16 protein-coding genes are annotated in these 15,907 nt (G+C 70.9%); 3 read left to right on the top strand and 13 right to left on the bottom strand.

Annotated features, from left to right (window positions below; genetic code table 11):
* Positions 1-4: 4 nt before the first annotated feature.
* The 8 genes from ACRAKI_RS10635 to ruvC form a co-directional block, all read right to left on the bottom strand.
* Complete coding sequence (locus tag ACRAKI_RS10635) at positions 5-2,305, bottom strand: RelA/SpoT family protein (protein ID WP_447006888.1); 2,301 nt, start codon at positions 2,303-2,305, stop codon at positions 5-7.
* Positions 2,306-2,604: 299 nt separating this feature from the next.
* Positions 2,605-3,123 carry an adenine phosphoribosyltransferase gene (locus ACRAKI_RS10630; protein ID WP_447006887.1) on the bottom strand — a complete coding sequence of 173 codons (519 nt, stop codon included), beginning with the start codon at positions 3,121-3,123 and terminating at the stop codon, positions 2,605-2,607.
* Positions 3,120-4,304 carry a protein translocase subunit SecF gene (secF, locus tag ACRAKI_RS10625; RefSeq protein WP_447006886.1) on the bottom strand — a complete coding sequence of 395 codons (1,185 nt, stop codon included), beginning with the start codon at positions 4,302-4,304 and terminating at the stop codon, positions 3,120-3,122. Before secF ends, ACRAKI_RS10630 begins: the two co-directional genes overlap by 4 nt.
* Position 4,305: 1 nt before the next feature.
* Positions 4,306-6,144 (bottom strand): protein translocase subunit SecD, encoded by a 1,839-nt coding sequence (gene secD / locus ACRAKI_RS10620; RefSeq protein WP_447006885.1) that lies wholly within the window; start codon positions 6,142-6,144, stop codon positions 4,306-4,308.
* Positions 6,145-6,282: 138 nt separating this feature from the next.
* Entirely contained in the window at positions 6,283-6,633 is a 351-nt protein-coding gene (gene yajC, locus ACRAKI_RS10615) for a preprotein translocase subunit YajC (RefSeq protein ID WP_447008382.1), read from the bottom strand.
* Positions 6,634-6,730: 97 nt separating this feature from the next.
* The gene (gene ruvB / locus ACRAKI_RS10610) at positions 6,731-7,795 is read right to left on the bottom strand and encodes a Holliday junction branch migration DNA helicase RuvB (protein WP_447006884.1); all 1,065 of its coding nucleotides are present in this window, start codon (positions 7,793-7,795) and stop codon (positions 6,731-6,733) included.
* 34 nt (positions 7,796-7,829) lie between these two features.
* Positions 7,830-8,420 (bottom strand): Holliday junction branch migration protein RuvA, encoded by a 591-nt coding sequence (gene ruvA, locus ACRAKI_RS10605; protein WP_447006883.1) that lies wholly within the window; start codon positions 8,418-8,420, stop codon positions 7,830-7,832.
* Complete coding sequence (gene ruvC / locus ACRAKI_RS10600; protein ID WP_447006882.1) at positions 8,417-9,022, bottom strand: crossover junction endodeoxyribonuclease RuvC; 606 nt, start codon at positions 9,020-9,022, stop codon at positions 8,417-8,419. Before ruvC ends, ruvA begins: the two co-directional genes overlap by 4 nt.
* A gap of 179 nt (positions 9,023-9,201) precedes the next feature.
* Between ruvC and ACRAKI_RS10595 the strand changes: the two genes are divergently transcribed.
* Together ACRAKI_RS10595 and ACRAKI_RS10590 are read left to right on the top strand one after the other, a co-directional pair.
* Complete coding sequence (locus ACRAKI_RS10595; protein ID WP_447006881.1) at positions 9,202-10,725, top strand: diguanylate cyclase domain-containing protein; 1,524 nt, start codon at positions 9,202-9,204, stop codon at positions 10,723-10,725.
* A 10-nt stretch (positions 10,726-10,735) separates the two neighbouring features.
* Positions 10,736-11,185 carry a cupin domain-containing protein gene (locus ACRAKI_RS10590; RefSeq protein WP_447006880.1) on the top strand — a complete coding sequence of 150 codons (450 nt, stop codon included), beginning with the start codon at positions 10,736-10,738 and terminating at the stop codon, positions 11,183-11,185.
* Positions 11,186-11,235: 50 nt separating this feature from the next.
* On the opposite strand, the gene ACRAKI_RS10585 is transcribed toward ACRAKI_RS10590, so the two are convergent.
* Entirely contained in the window at positions 11,236-11,742 is a 507-nt protein-coding gene (locus tag ACRAKI_RS10585; protein ID WP_447006879.1) for a DinB family protein, read from the bottom strand.
* A 115-nt stretch (positions 11,743-11,857) separates the two neighbouring features.
* Here ACRAKI_RS10585 and ACRAKI_RS10580 point away from each other — a divergent pair, with 115 nt between their 5' ends.
* Positions 11,858-12,931 (top strand): ATP-dependent DNA ligase, encoded by a 1,074-nt coding sequence (locus ACRAKI_RS10580; protein WP_447006878.1) that lies wholly within the window; start codon positions 11,858-11,860, stop codon positions 12,929-12,931.
* A 1-nt stretch (position 12,932) separates the two neighbouring features.
* On the opposite strand, the gene ACRAKI_RS10575 is transcribed toward ACRAKI_RS10580, so the two are convergent.
* From ACRAKI_RS10575 to ACRAKI_RS10560, 4 genes are all read right to left on the bottom strand, one after another.
* Entirely contained in the window at positions 12,933-13,535 is a 603-nt protein-coding gene (locus ACRAKI_RS10575; RefSeq protein ID WP_447006877.1) for a uracil-DNA glycosylase, read from the bottom strand.
* A 69-nt stretch (positions 13,536-13,604) separates the two neighbouring features.
* Positions 13,605-14,357, bottom strand: coding sequence for a DUF427 domain-containing protein (locus ACRAKI_RS10570; protein WP_447006876.1), 753 nt, complete (start codon positions 14,355-14,357; stop codon positions 13,605-13,607).
* Positions 14,354-14,875, bottom strand: coding sequence for a DUF305 domain-containing protein (locus ACRAKI_RS10565; RefSeq protein WP_447006875.1), 522 nt, complete (start codon positions 14,873-14,875; stop codon positions 14,354-14,356). The genes ACRAKI_RS10570 and ACRAKI_RS10565 overlap by 4 nt, the downstream gene beginning before the upstream one ends.
* Positions 14,876-14,885: 10 nt before the next feature.
* Positions 14,886-15,800: a DUF1996 domain-containing protein gene (locus ACRAKI_RS10560; RefSeq protein WP_447006874.1), complete on the bottom strand. Its 915-nt coding sequence runs from the start codon at positions 15,798-15,800 to the stop codon at positions 14,886-14,888.
* Positions 15,801-15,907 lie beyond the last annotated feature (107 nt).

Here is a 15,907-nt window from a genome sequence, read left to right as displayed (position 1 = left end):
GGGCTCAGGAAGCCGACGTCACGCGGTAGACGTCGTACACGCCCTCGACGCTCCGCACGGCCTTGAGCACGTGACCCAGGTGCTTCGGGTCGCCCATCTCGAACGAGAACCGCGACACCGCCACCCGGTCCCGCGACGTCGTCACCGACGCCGACAGGATGTTCACCTTCTCGTCGGCCAGCACCTTCGTCACGTCCGAGAGCAGCCGGTGCCGGTCCAGCGCCTCCACCTGGATCGCCACCAGGAACACCGATGACGACGACGGCGCCCACTCGACGTCCAGCAACCGCTCGGGTGTCCTCAGCAGCTCGTCCGCGTTGGTGCAGTCGGTCCGGTGCACGGAGACCCCACCGCCGCGCGTGACGAAACCGAGGATGTCGTCACCGGGCACGGGCGTGCAGCAGCGGGCCAGTTTGACCCACACGTCGGACGCGTCCTTGACGATGACCCCGGCGTCACCGGTGACCCGCCGCCTGGTGACGGTGGACGGCGTGGACCGCTCGGCCAGCTCCTCCTCGGCGTGCTCGACACCGCCGAGCTGCGCCACCAACCGCTGGACCACGTGCCGCCCGGAGGTGTGCCCCTCCCCCACGGCCGCGTACAGCGCGGACACGTCGGGGTAGTGCAGCTCCTTCGACAGGGCGCCCATGGAGTCGGCCGAGACGAGGCGCTGGAGGGGCAACCCGACGCGGCGGACCTCCTTGGCGATGGCGTCCTTGCCGAGCTCGATCGCCTCTTCCTTGCGCTCCTTCGCGAACCACTGCTTGATCTTGGCCTTGGCCCGCGGGGACGCCGCGAACGACAGCCAGTCACGGGACGGGCCCGCGCCCTCGGCCTTCGAGGTGAAGATCTCGATGACCTCGCCGTTCTCCAGCTTCCGCTCGAGCGCGACGAGCCGTCCGTTGACGCGGGCGCCGATGCACCGGTGGCCGACCTCGGTGTGCACGGCGTAGGCGAAGTCGACCGGCGTGGAACCCGTGGGCAGGGTGACGACGTCGCCCTTCGGCGTGAAGACGAAGATCTCCCGCGCCGCCAGGTCGAACCGCAGCGACTCCAGGAACTCGCCCGGGTCGGCGGCCTCCCGCTGCCAGTCCAGCAGCTGCCGCATCCAGGCCATCTCGTCGACCTCGACACCCTTGCCGGTGTGCGTGCCGCGCGTCTCCTTGTACCGCCAGTGCGCCGCGATGCCGTACTCGGCGGTCCGGTGCATGTCGTACGTCCGGATCTGCACTTCCAGCGGCTTGCCGTCCGGCCCGATGACCGTCGTGTGCAACGACTGGTACACGCCGAAACGGGGCTGCGCGATGTAGTCCTTGAACCGGCCGGGCATGGGCTGCCACAGCGCGTGCACCACGCCCATGGCGGCGTAGCAGTCACGGACCTCGTCCACCTGGATGCGCACGCCCACGAGGTCGTGGATGTCGTCGAAGTCGCGACCGCGCACGATCATCTTCTGGTGGATCGAGTAGTAGTGCTTGGGCCGGCCCTCCACCTTGGCGGTGATCCGAGCGCCCTCCAGCTGCCGGGTCAGCTCCGTGATGACGCCGCCCAGGTACGTGTCGCGGGACGGCGCGCGGTTGGCGACCAGGCGCACGATCTCGTCGTACTTCTTCGGCTGGAGGATCGCGAACGCCAGGTCCTCCAGCTCCCACTTCACCGTCGCCATGCCCAGGCGGTGCGCGAGCGGGGCGAGCACCTCCAGGGTCTCGCGGGCCTTGCGGGCCTGCTTCTCCGGCGGCAGGAACCGCATCGTGCGCATGTTGTGCAGCCGGTCGGCCAGCTTGATGACCAGCACCCGCGGGTCCTTGGCCATCGCGATGACCATCTTGCGGATGGTCTCGGCCTCGGCCGCCGCGCCCAGCTTGACCTTGTCCAGCTTGGTCACGCCGTCGACCAGGAGCGCGACCTCGTTGCCGAAGTCGACCCGCAGCTGGTCCAGCGAGTAGTCCGTGTCCTCGACCGTGTCGTGCAGCAGGGCCGCGACCAGCGTGGTCGTGTCCATGCCCAGCTCGGCCAGGATCGTCGCCACCGCGAGCGGGTGCGTGATGTACGGGTCGCCGGACTTCCGCCGCTGCGGCCGGTGCTTCTCCTCCGCCACGTCGTAGGCGTGCTGGAGCAGCGCCAGGTCGGCCTTGGGGTGCAGGTCGCGGTGGACGGCCGCCAGCGGCTCGAGCACCTGCTTGACCGGCGCCGCGCGCTGGGCGGTGATCCGACGTGCCAGCCGTGCGCGCACGCGCCTCGTCGCCGACGGCGGCCGTGCGGGCACGGGCGGCGACGTCTGGGCGGGTTCGGTGTCCTGGCTCAACCACGCTCCTCGGGTCTAGGAACCGAGGATAACTCCGTTGGGCGGCAGACCCGGGCGGCGAGCCGATGAGCGGTGCGGTTCACACGACGAGCAGCAACCGCCGTTCAGCGCGACCAGTCGCCCGGAACCGCGTTTCACCAGCCTGAACGCCGCCTGGCACCGCTGCGCGCGCGTCCCCCGCTCAGAGGGTCCCCTTGTTTATATTCTGCCGGCGGAATCCGACGATCCCGGCAGTCGGACGGGCACCTGTGGACAACTCAGGCCACCCCGCGCATGGGACCAGGTCCCGCGCGGACGGGTCAGACGGTCAGGAGGGCGTTGACCTCACGGCCCGCGAGGCGGTCACGGCCGCCCAGGCCCTGGATCTCCAGCACCACCGACACGCCCGTCACGACGCCACCGGCGCGTTCGACCAGCTCGCACGCCGCCACCGCGGTACCGCCGGTCGCCAGCACGTCATCCACGACCACAACGCTCTGACCAGGCAAAATGGAGTCGGCTGGCAGTTCGAGGGTAGCGGTGCCGTACTCCAAGGCGTACGACACGCGGTGGGTCACGGCGGGGAGCTTGCCCGGCTTGCGCAGCGGCACGACGCCGTAGCGCCAGCCGTACCCGAGCGCCGCACCCAGCAGGAAGCCGCGCGACTCGACGGCCGCGACCAGCTGCGTGTCCGGGTGGATCTTGTCCTGCAAGGCGTCGACCACGGCGCGCAACGCGTCCGGGTCGGCCAAGACCGGCGTGAGGTCCCGGAAGACGACCCCCGGCAGGGGGAAGTCCGGGACCTCACGCAGCAGCCCTAGGGCTCGGTCGAGCTTCAACGCTGCTTCTTGCCCGACGGGCGGCGACGCACGTCAGCGGCCTTGCCGGTCCGCGCGGGCACGCCCGCCGCAGCCGCCATGGCCTTCTCCTTGCGCACTTCCGCCTGCACCGACTCGTCGTCCGTCGACTCCACGATGTCGCCACCGCTGACGGCCTCGCCGCCGGCCTTGCGGGCCAGGTTGTCCCGACGCGCGTGCACCCGGGCGGCCTGCGCCTTGTACCGGGCGTCACGCATCTTCAGGTCCACCGCGACCGGGGTGGCGATGTAGATGGACGACAGCGCGCCGATCGCGATACCGGTCAGCTGCACCAGCGCCAGGTCCTTCAGCGTGCCGACGCCGAGCAGACCCACGCCGATCACCAGCAGGCCCAGCACCGGCAGCAACGCGATCAACGACGTGTTGATCGAGCGCATCAGGGTCTGGTTCACCGCCAGGTTCGCCGCCTCGCTGTACGTGCGGCGGGTGAGGCCGAGCAGGCCACGGGTGTTCTCCCGGACCTTGTCGAACACCACCACCGTGTCGTAGAGCGAGAAGCCGAGGATGGTCAACAGACCGATCACCGTCGCGGGCGAGACCTCGAAGCCGACCAGCGAGTAGATGCCCGCCGTGATCACCACGTCGTGCAGCACCGCGACGAGCGCCGCGATCGCCATGGCCACTTCGAAGTACAGCGCCAGGAAGATCATGACGGCGAGGAAGAACACGGCGAGCGCGATCAGCGCCTTGCCGGTGATCTCACCGCCCCAGGAGGCGGACACGGCGCTGTCGCTGACGGCCTGCGCGCCACCGTTGGGCTTGAGGTCCTCCTCGATCGCGCTCTTCAGCGCGAACACCTCGTCGGCGCTCAGCGCGTCCGACCGGATCTGGATGGTCGCCACGTCGCCCGTGCCCACGGTCTGCACCGTGGTGGGCTCCCGGCCGATGGCCTTCGTGAACGTCTCCTTGGCCGCCTCGACGCTGATCGTGCCGGACGCGCTGTTCGCCGGCAGCTGGACGCGCGTGCCACCGGTGAAGTCGATGCCCAGGTTGAAGCCCCGGAACACGATCGACCCGATGCAGACCAGCAGGATCAGGCCGAACAGCACGTACCAGCGCTTGCGCCGTCCGACGATGTCGAACGCGCCGTTGCCGACGTAGAGCCGCTGGAAAACGTTGGCCTTCTTCTTCGTCTCGGCCACGTCAGACCTCCTTCACAGCGGTGCTCTTCGCACCCGACAGCGCGCGGTCGTCGACGGCGGCCTGGACGGCGCCGCCGAGACCCGACAGCTTCGGGTTGGACAGGGACTTCGACTTCGAGACGATGCTGACCAGCGGGTGCGTCACCAGGAAGACCACGATCAGGTCGAGCACCGTGGACATGCCGAGCGTGAACGCGAAGCCCTTCACCTGGCCGACGGCGATCACGTACAGGATGGCCGAGGCGAGGAAGCTGACCGCGTCCGCCGACAGGATCGTGCGGCGCGACCGGACCCAGGCGCGCGGCACGGCGGACCGGAACGTCCGGCCCTCGCGCACTTCGTCCTTCAACCGCTCGAAGAACACCACGAACGAGTCCGCGGTGATACCGATCGACACGATGAAGCCGGCGATGCCCGCGAGGTCGAGGGTGAACCCGATCCAGCGGCCCAGCAGCACCAGCACCGCGTAGACCACGACGCCGGACAGCACCAGCGACAGGATGGTCAGCAGGCCGAGCAGGCGGTAGTAGAAGAGGCAGTAGACGAACACCAGCGCGAGGCCGATGCCGCCGGCGATCAGACCGGCCTTCAGCGAGGCCAGGCCGAGCGTCGCGGAGACCGTCTCGGCCTCGGAGGACTCGAACGACAGCGGCAGCGAGCCGTACTTCAGCACGTTGGCCAGGCCGTTCGCCTCGGCCTGGGTGAACCGGCCGCTGATCTGGGTGCTGCCGCCGAGGATCGCCTCGTTGATGCTCGGGGCGGACACCACCTGGCTGTCCAGCACGACCGCGACCTGCTGGGACACGTTCGCCGAGGTGAACTTGGCCCACTTGTCGGCGCCGGCGCCCTTGAACGACAGGTTGACGATGAAGCCCGCGCCCTGAGGGTCGGTGCCGGCCGTCGCGTTGTCGATGTCCTCGCCGGTCAGCCGGGAGTAGGTGCTGTAGTCCTCTTCCTTCACGCTGCCGTCGGCCGGCGGGGTGACCGGCGCGAGGACGTACTTCTCGGTACCGTCCTGGTTGCAGGTCAGCAGCCGCATCGACGGGTCGTCGTTGCCGAGCAGCGGGTCGACCTCGGGGCACGTGAAGACCTGGAGCGCCTGCCCCAGGGTCTGCTCGTCCTCGACCATCATCAGCTGTTCCTGCCGGCAGTGCCGGGCCTCGCGAATGGCCTTGTTCGGGTCCTCGGAGACCTGGCCGCCGAACACGGCGCGGCAGTCGATCTGCTCTTGGGCCGGCGGGCTCGACGGGTCCGCGGGCGGGGTCGTGGTCGGCTCCGCGGGCGCGGTCGTCGTCTCCGGCTGGGCCTCGAACGCCGGTGCCGGTCGACCCTGGGCGGTCGTGGTCGGCGGGGTCTCGGCCGCGGTCTCGGACGGCTCGGGGTTCTCGCTCGCGGGCGGCGCGGACGGGTCCGTGGGCGGCGGGGCGCTCTCCGTCGGCTCCGGCTGGGCCGGGACGTTCGGCATCGGCGAGCCGATGACCTTGCGGAAGTTCAGCTTGGCGGTCTGGCCGAGCCGCTTCGCGCCCTCGCTGTCAGTGCCGGGGACCGTGATCACCAGGTTGGTGCCGTCGCGGACGACCTCCGCGCCCGACACGCCCAGGCCGTTGACCCGCGTCTCGATGAGGGTGCGCGCCTGGTCGAGCGCTTCCTCCGACGGCGTCTGCCCATCAGGAGCACGGGCGGTCAGCGTGACACGCGTGCCACCCTGGAGGTCGATACCGAGCTTGGGTGTCGCCTTGCCGTTCCCGGTGAGAAACACCAGGGAGTACAGCGCGACCACGATGAGGACAAATGCGCCCAGGTACTTCGCGGGGCGGATTTGCCCGGCCGGAGGTGCCACGGTCCGTCCGTCTCCTGATAGTTGACAAGGTCAGCGAGGGCGCAGCGTACCCCTGATGGTGTGAGCTGCGCGTCACTGCCTGGAGTCGGCACGTTCACAGTTGCCGGCTCCAGGCCGAGGTGTTCTGGCTACGAGCGGTTACTTCTTGCTCTCCTGCTGCACGGGCTCGACGTCGGCGGTCTCGTCGTCGACGTCGTCCACGACGGCGTCGGTGTCGGTGTCCGCCACGACCTTCTCCCGGATCGCCTGGCGCAGCCACGTGGTGACCACCCCGTCGGCGATCTCCAGGTCGATCGTGGAGTCGTCGTCGCTCACGTCGGCCACGGTCGCGTAGAGCCCGGAGGTCGTCATCACCCGGTCGCCCGGCTCCAGGGACTTGAGCAGCGCCTGCTGCTCGGCGACCGCCCGCTTCTGCTTGCGGGCGCTGAGGAACAGCGGCACCGCGAGCAGCACGAGCAGCAGCGGGAACATCAAGGAGGACAGTTCCATCATTCTCCGATCGACCGGACGAACGAACGCGATCAGCGTCCGGTACGCCCGAATTTCTGGGGTGCCGTTCCCGATTGTGCCAGGTCAGTAATCCCGATCACTCGGTGGCGTCGTCGAACAGCGATCGAGTGGCCTCGCCCGGAGCCCCCGCCGGGGGCTGGAGTCCGAGGTGGACCCAGGCGCTGGCGGTGGCGACCCGACCACGGGGCGTGCGCGCCAGCATCCCGGCCCGCACCAGGTAGGGCTCGCAGACCTCCTCCACCGTCGTGGGCTCCTCGCCCACCGCGACCGCCAGCGTGGAGACCCCGACCGGGCCACCGCCGAACGAGCGGACCAACGCGTCCAGGACCGCCCGGTCCAGTCGGTCCAGGCCCAGCTCGTCCACGTCGTAGACCTTCAGGGCGTCCCGCGCGACTTCGAGGGTGACGGCGCCGTCCGCGCGCACCTCCGCGTAGTCCCGAACCCGCCTGAGCAGCCGGTTCGCGATGCGGGGCGTGCCTCGGGAGCGGCCCGCGATCTCCCGGCCGCCGTCGTCGCGCAGGTCGACGCCGAGGATCTTCGCCGAACGGCGGACGATCAGCTCCAGCTCGTCCGGGCTGTAGAACTCCATGTGCCCGGTGAAGCCGAACCGGTCGCGCAGCGGGCCGGTCAGCGCACCGGACCGGGTGGTGGCGCCGACCAGCGTGAACGGCGCGATGTCGAGCGGGATGCTGGTCGCGCCGGGGCCCTTGCCGACGACGACGTCGACCCGGAAGTCCTCCATCGCGAGGTACAGCATCTCCTCCGCGGGCCGGGCCATCCGGTGGATCTCGTCGATGAACAGGACGTCGCCCTCGACCAGGTTGGACAGCATCGCGGCCAGGTCGCCGGCGCGTTCCAGGGCGGGACCGGAGGTGATCCGCAGGGACGCGCCCAGCTCGGCCGCGATGATCATGGCGAGGCTGGTCTTGCCCAACCCGGGCGGGCCGGAGAGCAGCACGTGGTCCGGCGGCGAGCCTCGTTGCATGGCGCCTTGCAGGACGAGTTCGAGCTGTTCGCGGACCTTCGGCTGGCCGACGAACTCGTGCAGGTCCTTCGGCCGCAGCGTGGTCTCGACGTCCCGCTCGGTGGGGTCCGGCAGCGGGTTGAGGGTGTCGTCCTCTTCATAGCCCTCGAAGTTCACTGCGCCTCCGCGGGGATGAGCAGGTCGGCGCGGTTCATCGCTTGCGGCCCAGAGCTGCCAGCGAGCGGCGGAGGACTTCGGACGTGCCGAGCGTGCCGTCGGCGGCCAGCACCGCGTCCACGGCCTGCTCGGCCTGCTTGGCGGGGAAGCCCAGGCCCAGCAGCGCCTCGGTCACCTGGGTGCGCACCTGGACGTTGTCACCGGTGGCGCTGGGCGCGGTCTGGAGCTGCCCCACCTTGTCCCGCAGCTCGATGATCAGCCGTTCGGCGCCCTTGCGGCCGATGCCCGGCACCTGCGTCAGCACGGTGATGTTGCCTTCGGCGAGCGCGGCGCGCAGCTTGTCCGGCTCCAGCACGGCCAGCGTCGCCAACGCCAGTCGCGGCCCGATCCCGGACACCGTCTGCAGCAGCCCGAACAGCTCGCGGGCCTCGGTGTCGGCGAACCCGAACAGGGTCAGCGAGTCCTCGCGCACCACCAGCGCCGTTGCCAACCGGGTCTCCTCGCCGCGGCGCAGCGTGGCCAGCGTGGCGGGGGTGGCCTGCACGGCGTAGCCGACACCGCCGACCTCGACGACGACGTGGTCGAGGCCGATGGACAACACCTGCCCGCGCAGTGACGAGATCACTCTGGCTTACCTCCGGTTTTCGCGGCGGTCGACGGGGTCGACAGTCGGACACTGGCCTGCGCCAGTCTCGCGCGGTGGGTGCGGGCGATCTCAGCCGCCCTCGCCTGCGCCTCCTCCAGGCGTGACCGCATGGGAGCGCGCCACAGGTGGCAGATGGCCAGGGCCAGCGCGTCGGCGGCGTCCGCGGGCTTGGGGGCGGTCTTGAGGCCGAGGAGCTTGGTGACCATGGCGGTGACCTGGGCCTTGTCCGCCCGGCCGGAGCCGGTCACGGCGGCCTTGACCTCGCTGGGGGTGTGGAACACGACGGGCAGGTCACGGCGTGCGGCCGACAACGCCACCACGCCGCCCGCCTGCGCGGTGCCCATGGCGGTGCGCACGTTGTGCTGGCTGAACACCCGCTCGATGGCGACGACCTCCGGCCGGTAGCGGTCCAGCCACTGCTCGACCGCCTCGGACAGCCGGAGCAGCCGGACGGCCAGGTCCATGTCCGCGGGCGTGCGCACGACGTCCACGGCCACCGGCCGCACGGTGCGGCCAGGACCGCCGTCGACCACCCCGAACCCGCACCGGGTCAAGCCGGGGTCGACTCCGAACACGCGCACGCTGGTCCCCTCGAAGACTTGCGACGAACACCAGTTCGAACCTTAAGGGGTGGACCGGGAACCGCGGCCGTGACACGCGCGGGGCGGCGAAGGGGACCCCCGATCGACACAGCGTTACGTGCTGACTACAGTGGCTCGGTCAACTGATCGACCTCAGTCGCGGCCAAAAGCGGGGTGCTATGACCCTGAGGCGGTTCGGCATCATCACCGCTGCCGTCTGCGCTCTGGTGGTCTGCACCGTCTTCCTCGCCGTCTCCGGGGTGCTCGACCGGCCCGCGTCGGTGGCGGTCGACAAGTTCGCCCAGCTCGTCGCCTCGACCGCCGCGATGGTGTCCTACTGGCGGGCGGCCCGGCGGCGTCAGGGCGTGGCCCGGCGCTGGCGGCTGTGGATGGCGGCGGCGATGGCCAGCCTGGTCGTCGGCCTGTGCGCGTGGACGTGGGGCCAGGTGTTCCTCGGGGTGTCGCTGCCCTCGTCCACGTTGGCGCCGCTGGGGTTCATGCTCGTGCCCGCGCTGACGCTGTGCGCGGTCCTGGTGCTGGCGCACGGCGGCTCGGGCAAGCTGCCCGGCCACCGCAGCAAGCTCGTCGTCGCGCTGGACGGCCTGATCGTGGTCGGCTCGCTGTTCGTGCTCACGTGGGTGTCGCTGTTGGAGTCGATGGTCCGCGCGTGGGCCACCTCCGGGCCGGGCTTCGCGACCGTCGTGGCGCACCCGGCGGCGTACCTGGTGATGCTGGTCGTGCTGCTGGTGTCGTCGTGGACGCACCGCTCGGTGCGGCAGCTGCCGGTGTTGCTCATCGCGCTGGCGGGCTTGGCGCAGTCCGGCTCGGGGTGGATGTTCGCCTACCTGGTGAGCAAGGGCACCACCGTCATGCCGACGGGCGCCGACATCGGGTTCATGGTGGCGCCGGCGTTGTTCTTCCTGAGCTCGATCGCGCCCGGCGGCGGCACCCGGGAACGGGTGGGGGCGGCCCGGCTGCGCGCGGGCGACCTGCTGCACCTGCTGGTGCCGTACCTGCCGATGCTCGTCACCGGCCTGTTCATCGTGGTGGGCACGGCGACCGGGGTGCGGCTGAACCCGCTGGAGATCTACGTCGGGCTGGGCGTGGTGCTGCTGGTGATCGCCCGGCAGCTGCTGACGCTGATCGACAACGTCCGGCTGCTGGACCAGTTGCGGGAGAGCCGGGAACGGCTGCGGCACCAGGCGTACCACGACCCGTTGACCGGGGTGGCGAACCGCGCGCTGTTCCGGGAACGGCTGGACGCGGCGCTGGCCGGCACGTCGCCGGTGGTGGTGCTGTTCATCGACGTGGACGGGTTCAAGGACGTCAACGACAACTTCGGCCACGCCGAGGGCGACGCGGTGCTGCGGGTCGTGGCGTCGCGGTTGCAGGGCTGCGTGCGGACGCAGGACGTGGTGGCGCGGCTGGGCGGCGACGAGTTCGGCGTGCTGGTCGACGGCTACCCGCAGCCGCCGGAGGAGATCGGGCGGCGGGTGCTGGAGGCGATGAGCGAGCCGCACCGGACGGCCAACGGGTCGCACCGGATCCGGGCGTCGATCGGGATCTCGCACCGCGAGGCGTTCGACCCGGCGCTGACCGCCGACGACCTGCTGGGCACGGCCGACGCGGCGATGTACACGGCCAAGCGGCTGGGCAAGGGGATGGTCGTGGTGCACGACTCGGTGGAAGCCGGGATGACGTGAACGGGGGGTCGTGGTGAACGCCGAGGAGGCCGTCGAGGCGCTGGGGCTGGCCGAGCTGCCGGTGGAGGGCGGGTGGTGGGGCCAGTCGTGGCGTTCGCCCGAGGTGTCCTCGATCTACTACCTGCTGCGCGAGGGGGAGTTCTCCGGCGTGCACAAGCTGGAGCACGTGGAGATCTACGCCTACCACCGCGGCGCGCCGTTGCGGATGCTCCTGCTGCACCCGGACGGCTCGGTGACCACGCCGGTGCTGGGGCCGGACCTCGCGGGCGGACAGCGACCGCAGGTGGTCGTGCCCGCCGGGGTGTGGCAGGCGAGCGAGCCGGACGGCGAGTGGTCGCTGGTGGGCACGGTGGTGGTGCCGCCGTACACCGATGACGTGGTCACGTTCGGCGCCGCCGACACCCTCGCCCCGCGCTACCCCTCGCACGCCGACGCGATCCGCCGGCTCTGCCGCCTCTGAACCAGCTCGGCCCAGCGCCGTCCGGCCCAGCGCTTCCTGGCCCAGCGTTGTCAGCCCATCGTCTTCTGGCCGTCGATGGTCTCGCGGATGATGTCCGCGTGGCCGGCGTGCTGGGCCGTCTCCGCGATGATGTGCATGGCGACCTTGCGGACGCTCCACGACGCGCCGGGCTCGAACCAGGGCGCCTCGGGCAGCGGGTAGGCGGTGTTCAGGTCCAGCTCGCCCAGCAGCCGCTCGGTCTTCGCGGCGGTCTCCTCGTAGTCCTCGAGCAGGCCTTCCAGCGTCTCGTCGGCGAGCATGCGGAAGCCGTTCTCCCAGTCCTGATCGACGCTGCCCATCATCAGCTCGGCGCCGCCGACCGCGAACCGCATCCAGGACTCCTCCACGGCGCGGACGTGCTTGATGAGCCCGCCGAGGGACAGCGCGCTGGAGGTGGGCGTGAGCCGCGCCTGCTCGTCGGTCAGGCCCCGCACGGTGAAGCGGAGGAAGCCGCGGGTCTTGGCGAGGACCGCCAGCAGGTCGGTCAGCTCGGTCGAAGCGATCGCCGTGGTGCTCATGGTGTGGGTGCCTTCCGTTTCGGTGTCGACACCACGCTAGGACCCAATGCGGACAGGTCCGGTCCGCGATCCCGATCCCCGGTGGAAATCCCGCCTTCGACCTACGCTCGGCGGCGTGGACCTCCCCGTGATGCCACCCGTGCGGCCGATGCTCGCCAAGGCCGTCCACTCCGTGCCGCGCGAGCCCGGACTGGTGTACGAGCCCAAGTGGGACGGGTTCCGCTGCGTCGTGTTCCGGGACGGCGCCGAGCTGGAGCTGGGCTCGCGCAACGACCGGCCGTTGACCCGGTACTTCCCCGAGGTGGTCGAGGTGCTGCTGGCCGGGCTGCCGCCCCGGTGCGTGGTGGACGGGGAGGTCGTCATCGTCACGCCGGAGGGGTTGAGCTTCGACCTGTTGCAGCTGCGGCTGCACCCGGCCGCGTCACGGGTGCGCAAGCTGGCCGTCGACACGCCGGCCGGGTTCGTCGCGTTCGACCTGCTCGCGCTGGACGACCGGGACCTGATGACGACACCGTTCGGCGAACGCCGCCGGCTGCTGGAGGGCGCGCTGCGGGACGTGCCGGGCCTGTACCTGACGCCCGCGACGGACGACCCGGACCAGGCGCAGGACTGGTTCACCCGGTTCGAGGGCGCCGGGTTCGACGGGGTGGTGGCCAAGCGCACCGACCTGCCGTACGAGCAGGACAAGCGGGTCATGTGGAAGGTGAAGCACGAGCGCACCGCCGAGTGCGTGGTGGCGGGGTTCCGGCCGCACAAGGACGGCGAAGGCGTCGGTTCGCTGATGCTCGGCCTGTACGACGACGAGGGCGTGCTGCACAGCGTCGGCGTGGCCAGCAGCTTCACCGCCGCGCGCCGCCGTGAGCTGGTGGCCGAGTTGGCGCCGTACCGGGTGGACGCGCTGGTCGACCACCCGTGGGCGGAGTGGGCCGGGATCGACGCCACCACGCCCGGCGCGCAGAGCCGGTGGAACCCGACCAAGACGTTGTCGTGGGAGCCGTTGCGGCCGGAGCTGGTCGCCGAGGTCCGCTACGAGCACGTCCAGGCGCGGCGTTTCCGCCACACCAGCAGGCTGGTCCGCTTCCGGCCGGACCGGACGCCGGAGTCGTGCACGTACTCGCAGTTGGAAGAGGTCGCGCCGGCCGAGCTGATGGAGGTGTTCGACGTGGAGCGGGCCCGGCCGGCCCCCTGACTCAGTCGATCGCCTTGGCGGCCTGGCGGAAGGCGTCCACGAGCTGCGGCCACCGGGCGGCGCGGTCCCGGTTGATGGACAGCGGGGCGGGGTGGGGTGCGTTGAACACCTTCAGCTTGTGGCCCCGACCGGACAGCGTCCAGCCGGTGCCCGCCGGCCTGCCGAGCACGACGACCGCCTTCAGGCCGGTCAGCATCCGCAGCAGCTCCACCAGGTACGGCACCGCCGACCTCAGCTCCGCGGGCGTGGGCTCCCGGTTCGCCAGGTGCCAGGGCACCACGTTCCAGCTCAGGCACGCCCGCCGGGACAGACCGGCCTCGGCCATCGCGCTGAACCCGTTGGCGGCGGTCGGGTCGTCGTTGTCGAGGGAGTTGAGGCCGGACTTGACCGACGCCGGTCCCGGCGACTCCAGCAGCAGGAGGACCTTGGAGTCGACGCCGCCGCTCGCCGGGTCGAACAGCGGCACGTCGGCTTTGCGCTCGGTGGCGATGCGTCGGGCGAACTCCGTCAACTTCGCCATGTGAGGCGCCGTGAGGAGGGCCTTCTTCCGCGCGATGACCACGGGGTTGCGGTGTGCCCTCGGGGTGGAGGGGAAGACGTCCATGGTCCGCAAGGGTCCACGGACGGCAGAGGTCCGGCCATCCGCCGTCCGGGCGGCAACCGGTGATCACGCTCAGCCGAACGGCGTGCGCGGCCGGTCTTCGAGGACGCCGTCGACGTACGTGTCGACCTTCTCGTTGTAGAACGCGACCAGTCCCGCGACCGGCGCGCTCTCCGGCAAGGGCGTGCGGTAGCCCCACACGACGTTCTCGTGCACGTCGTCGCCGATCACCACGGACCAGTACTCGGCGGTGCCCTTGTACGGGCAGCTGGTGCGGAGGTCGGTCGGGCGGAGCAGGTCCAGCCGGACGTCCGTCATCGGCAGGTAGTAGCGGGCCGGGAGACCGGTCTCGAACAGGACCACCGGGCGGTGCGAGTTCGCCACCTCGACGCCGCCGACCTCGACCCGGACGTGCCTGCTGCTGCGCAACGCGTCGACCCTCGTGTGCGGGTCGCGCGGGTGGACGTAGACCCGCTCGTCCTCCTCGAACCACTGGTCCATCGCGTCCCACTCCAGCCGGACCAGGTCGCGCAGCGGTTCGAGGGGCGACTCCGGGTAGCGCAGCGCCGCACCGGCCGCGACGCCGCGGGTGGTCTTCACGTCGTGCACCTGGCCGTCGCCCCGGCTCGGTGACCGCTTCACCTCGCCGGTGGGCACCAAGGCGGCCTGGAAGTCCTCGACCGGCAAGTAGTACGTGGGGTAGTACGGCTTCTCCCACACCAACGCGGGCCGCGTCGTGTCCACCACCAGCTCGCCCGCCAGGTAGGCCCGGACGCGCTTGGCGCCGGCCTCCACCCGCACCCGTCCGCGTTCCGCAGCACTCATGGGACCGACGCTACGCCGAGTTCGGCGGTCTGCGCGGCCCGCTTCGAGGCGATCGCCCCGGCCAGCTCGCGGCTCTCCTGATCGGCGCCGCTGTCCTGCTCGCCGCGCGCGAGCGACGCCGACTGCTCCAGGTGCTCGCGCAGCTTCGCGGGCAGCGCGGACGGGTCCAGTCGCAGGGCGGCGAGGTCGGCTTGCGAGACGAGGCCGGGCATTTGGTGGCCGGCGTGCACGTTCGCGTCCGCCAAGCCGGCGCGGTCGCGCAGCCGTTTCAGGTCGACCAGTTCCTGCTCGTGCGACGCCCGCAGGCCGGCCGCGAAGCCGGCGAGCGCGGGCGGTGCGAGGTCCAGGGCGGGCAGGAGCTGTTCGTTCATCGGGATCATCAGCTGGATCCACGCGGTGTCGGTGGCGTTGAACGGGGACGGCGTCGCGGGCTCCGGGGACGAGCACGCGACCAGGAGCAGCAGGGTGGCGCCCCAGAGCGCCCGAAGGCGCCCCGGGGTGGCCGGGAACTCCGTCACCGCGGAACCCTCATCGCGGCAACCTGTAGTCCGCGCCGAGGGCGGCGCCCCGGTGCGGCTTGTACTGGTCGTACCCGCGCGGGTCGCACTGGAGGCCGCCGTTGATGCAGTGGCCGACCAGCGCCTGGAGCGTGGGGCCGTCCCACGCGTTCATGAAGTCGTAGTGCCAGGTGTAGCCACGGCCGCCGGCCAGCCGGACCCGCGACATGTCGCCGGACACGGGGAAGGCCATCTTGAACTCGATCATCGGCACCGGCACCGGGTGCGTGGACGGGCACACCAGCGTCACCCGGTCCGGGTAGGCCATGTGCGACTTGTGGTCCACCGAGTCGAGGTCGCGCCCGTTCCAGCAGCTCGGCGCCTGGTAGCGGACGTTGAGCCGGCTCCCCGGCGGGCAGTACGACGGGAAGTCCCAGTTGTGCGCGCTGTTGCCGCACTCCCAGCCCTCGACGGCGCCGGGCGCGGTGCGGAACTGCTCCTGCGTCGCGGACGGGCTGCCGACCACGAAGCGGATCCCGGCCGGGAACGACCGGACTTCCCGGTAGTTCAGGATGCCGGACTTGTAGTAGATGACCTGGGGGAAGTCCGGGGCCACCAGCTGGTCGCCGTTGTAGAGCGACGGGAACCAGTACGCGGACTTGTCGTCCGGCGTCCGGCAGTTCGTCTGCCCGGCCTTGAGCGAGTCGGTGGTGCTGCGGGCGTCCGTGGACTGGTTGCCCAGGAACGTGTGCATGTGCGAGGCGCCCGGCAGCCCGGGGAAGACGATCGGGTCGTCGGGCCGGTGCGCGGTGACCGAGCAGTTGGCCTGGAACTCGTGGTGCGTGACCAGCTCATCGGCTTGGGCCGAATGGGTGGCGGCCGTGAAGACGGTGGAAAGTAGGGCGACCGCCGCGACAGCGGCCGGCGCGCGGAGTTTTCGGGACATCCTTGTCCTCCTGCCAACGTGGGAACGTGGCGGGAGAGCGCTCTCCCGAGTGAGGTTGCCCGCTGGGCCACCCGGGTGTCAATAGGCACGTCATTGACAGATCCGTC

This window comes from Saccharothrix isguenensis (genome assembly GCF_052936305.1).
Note: the sequence above shows the minus strand (reverse complement) of the source record. Positions and strands in the feature narration are given on the sequence as shown.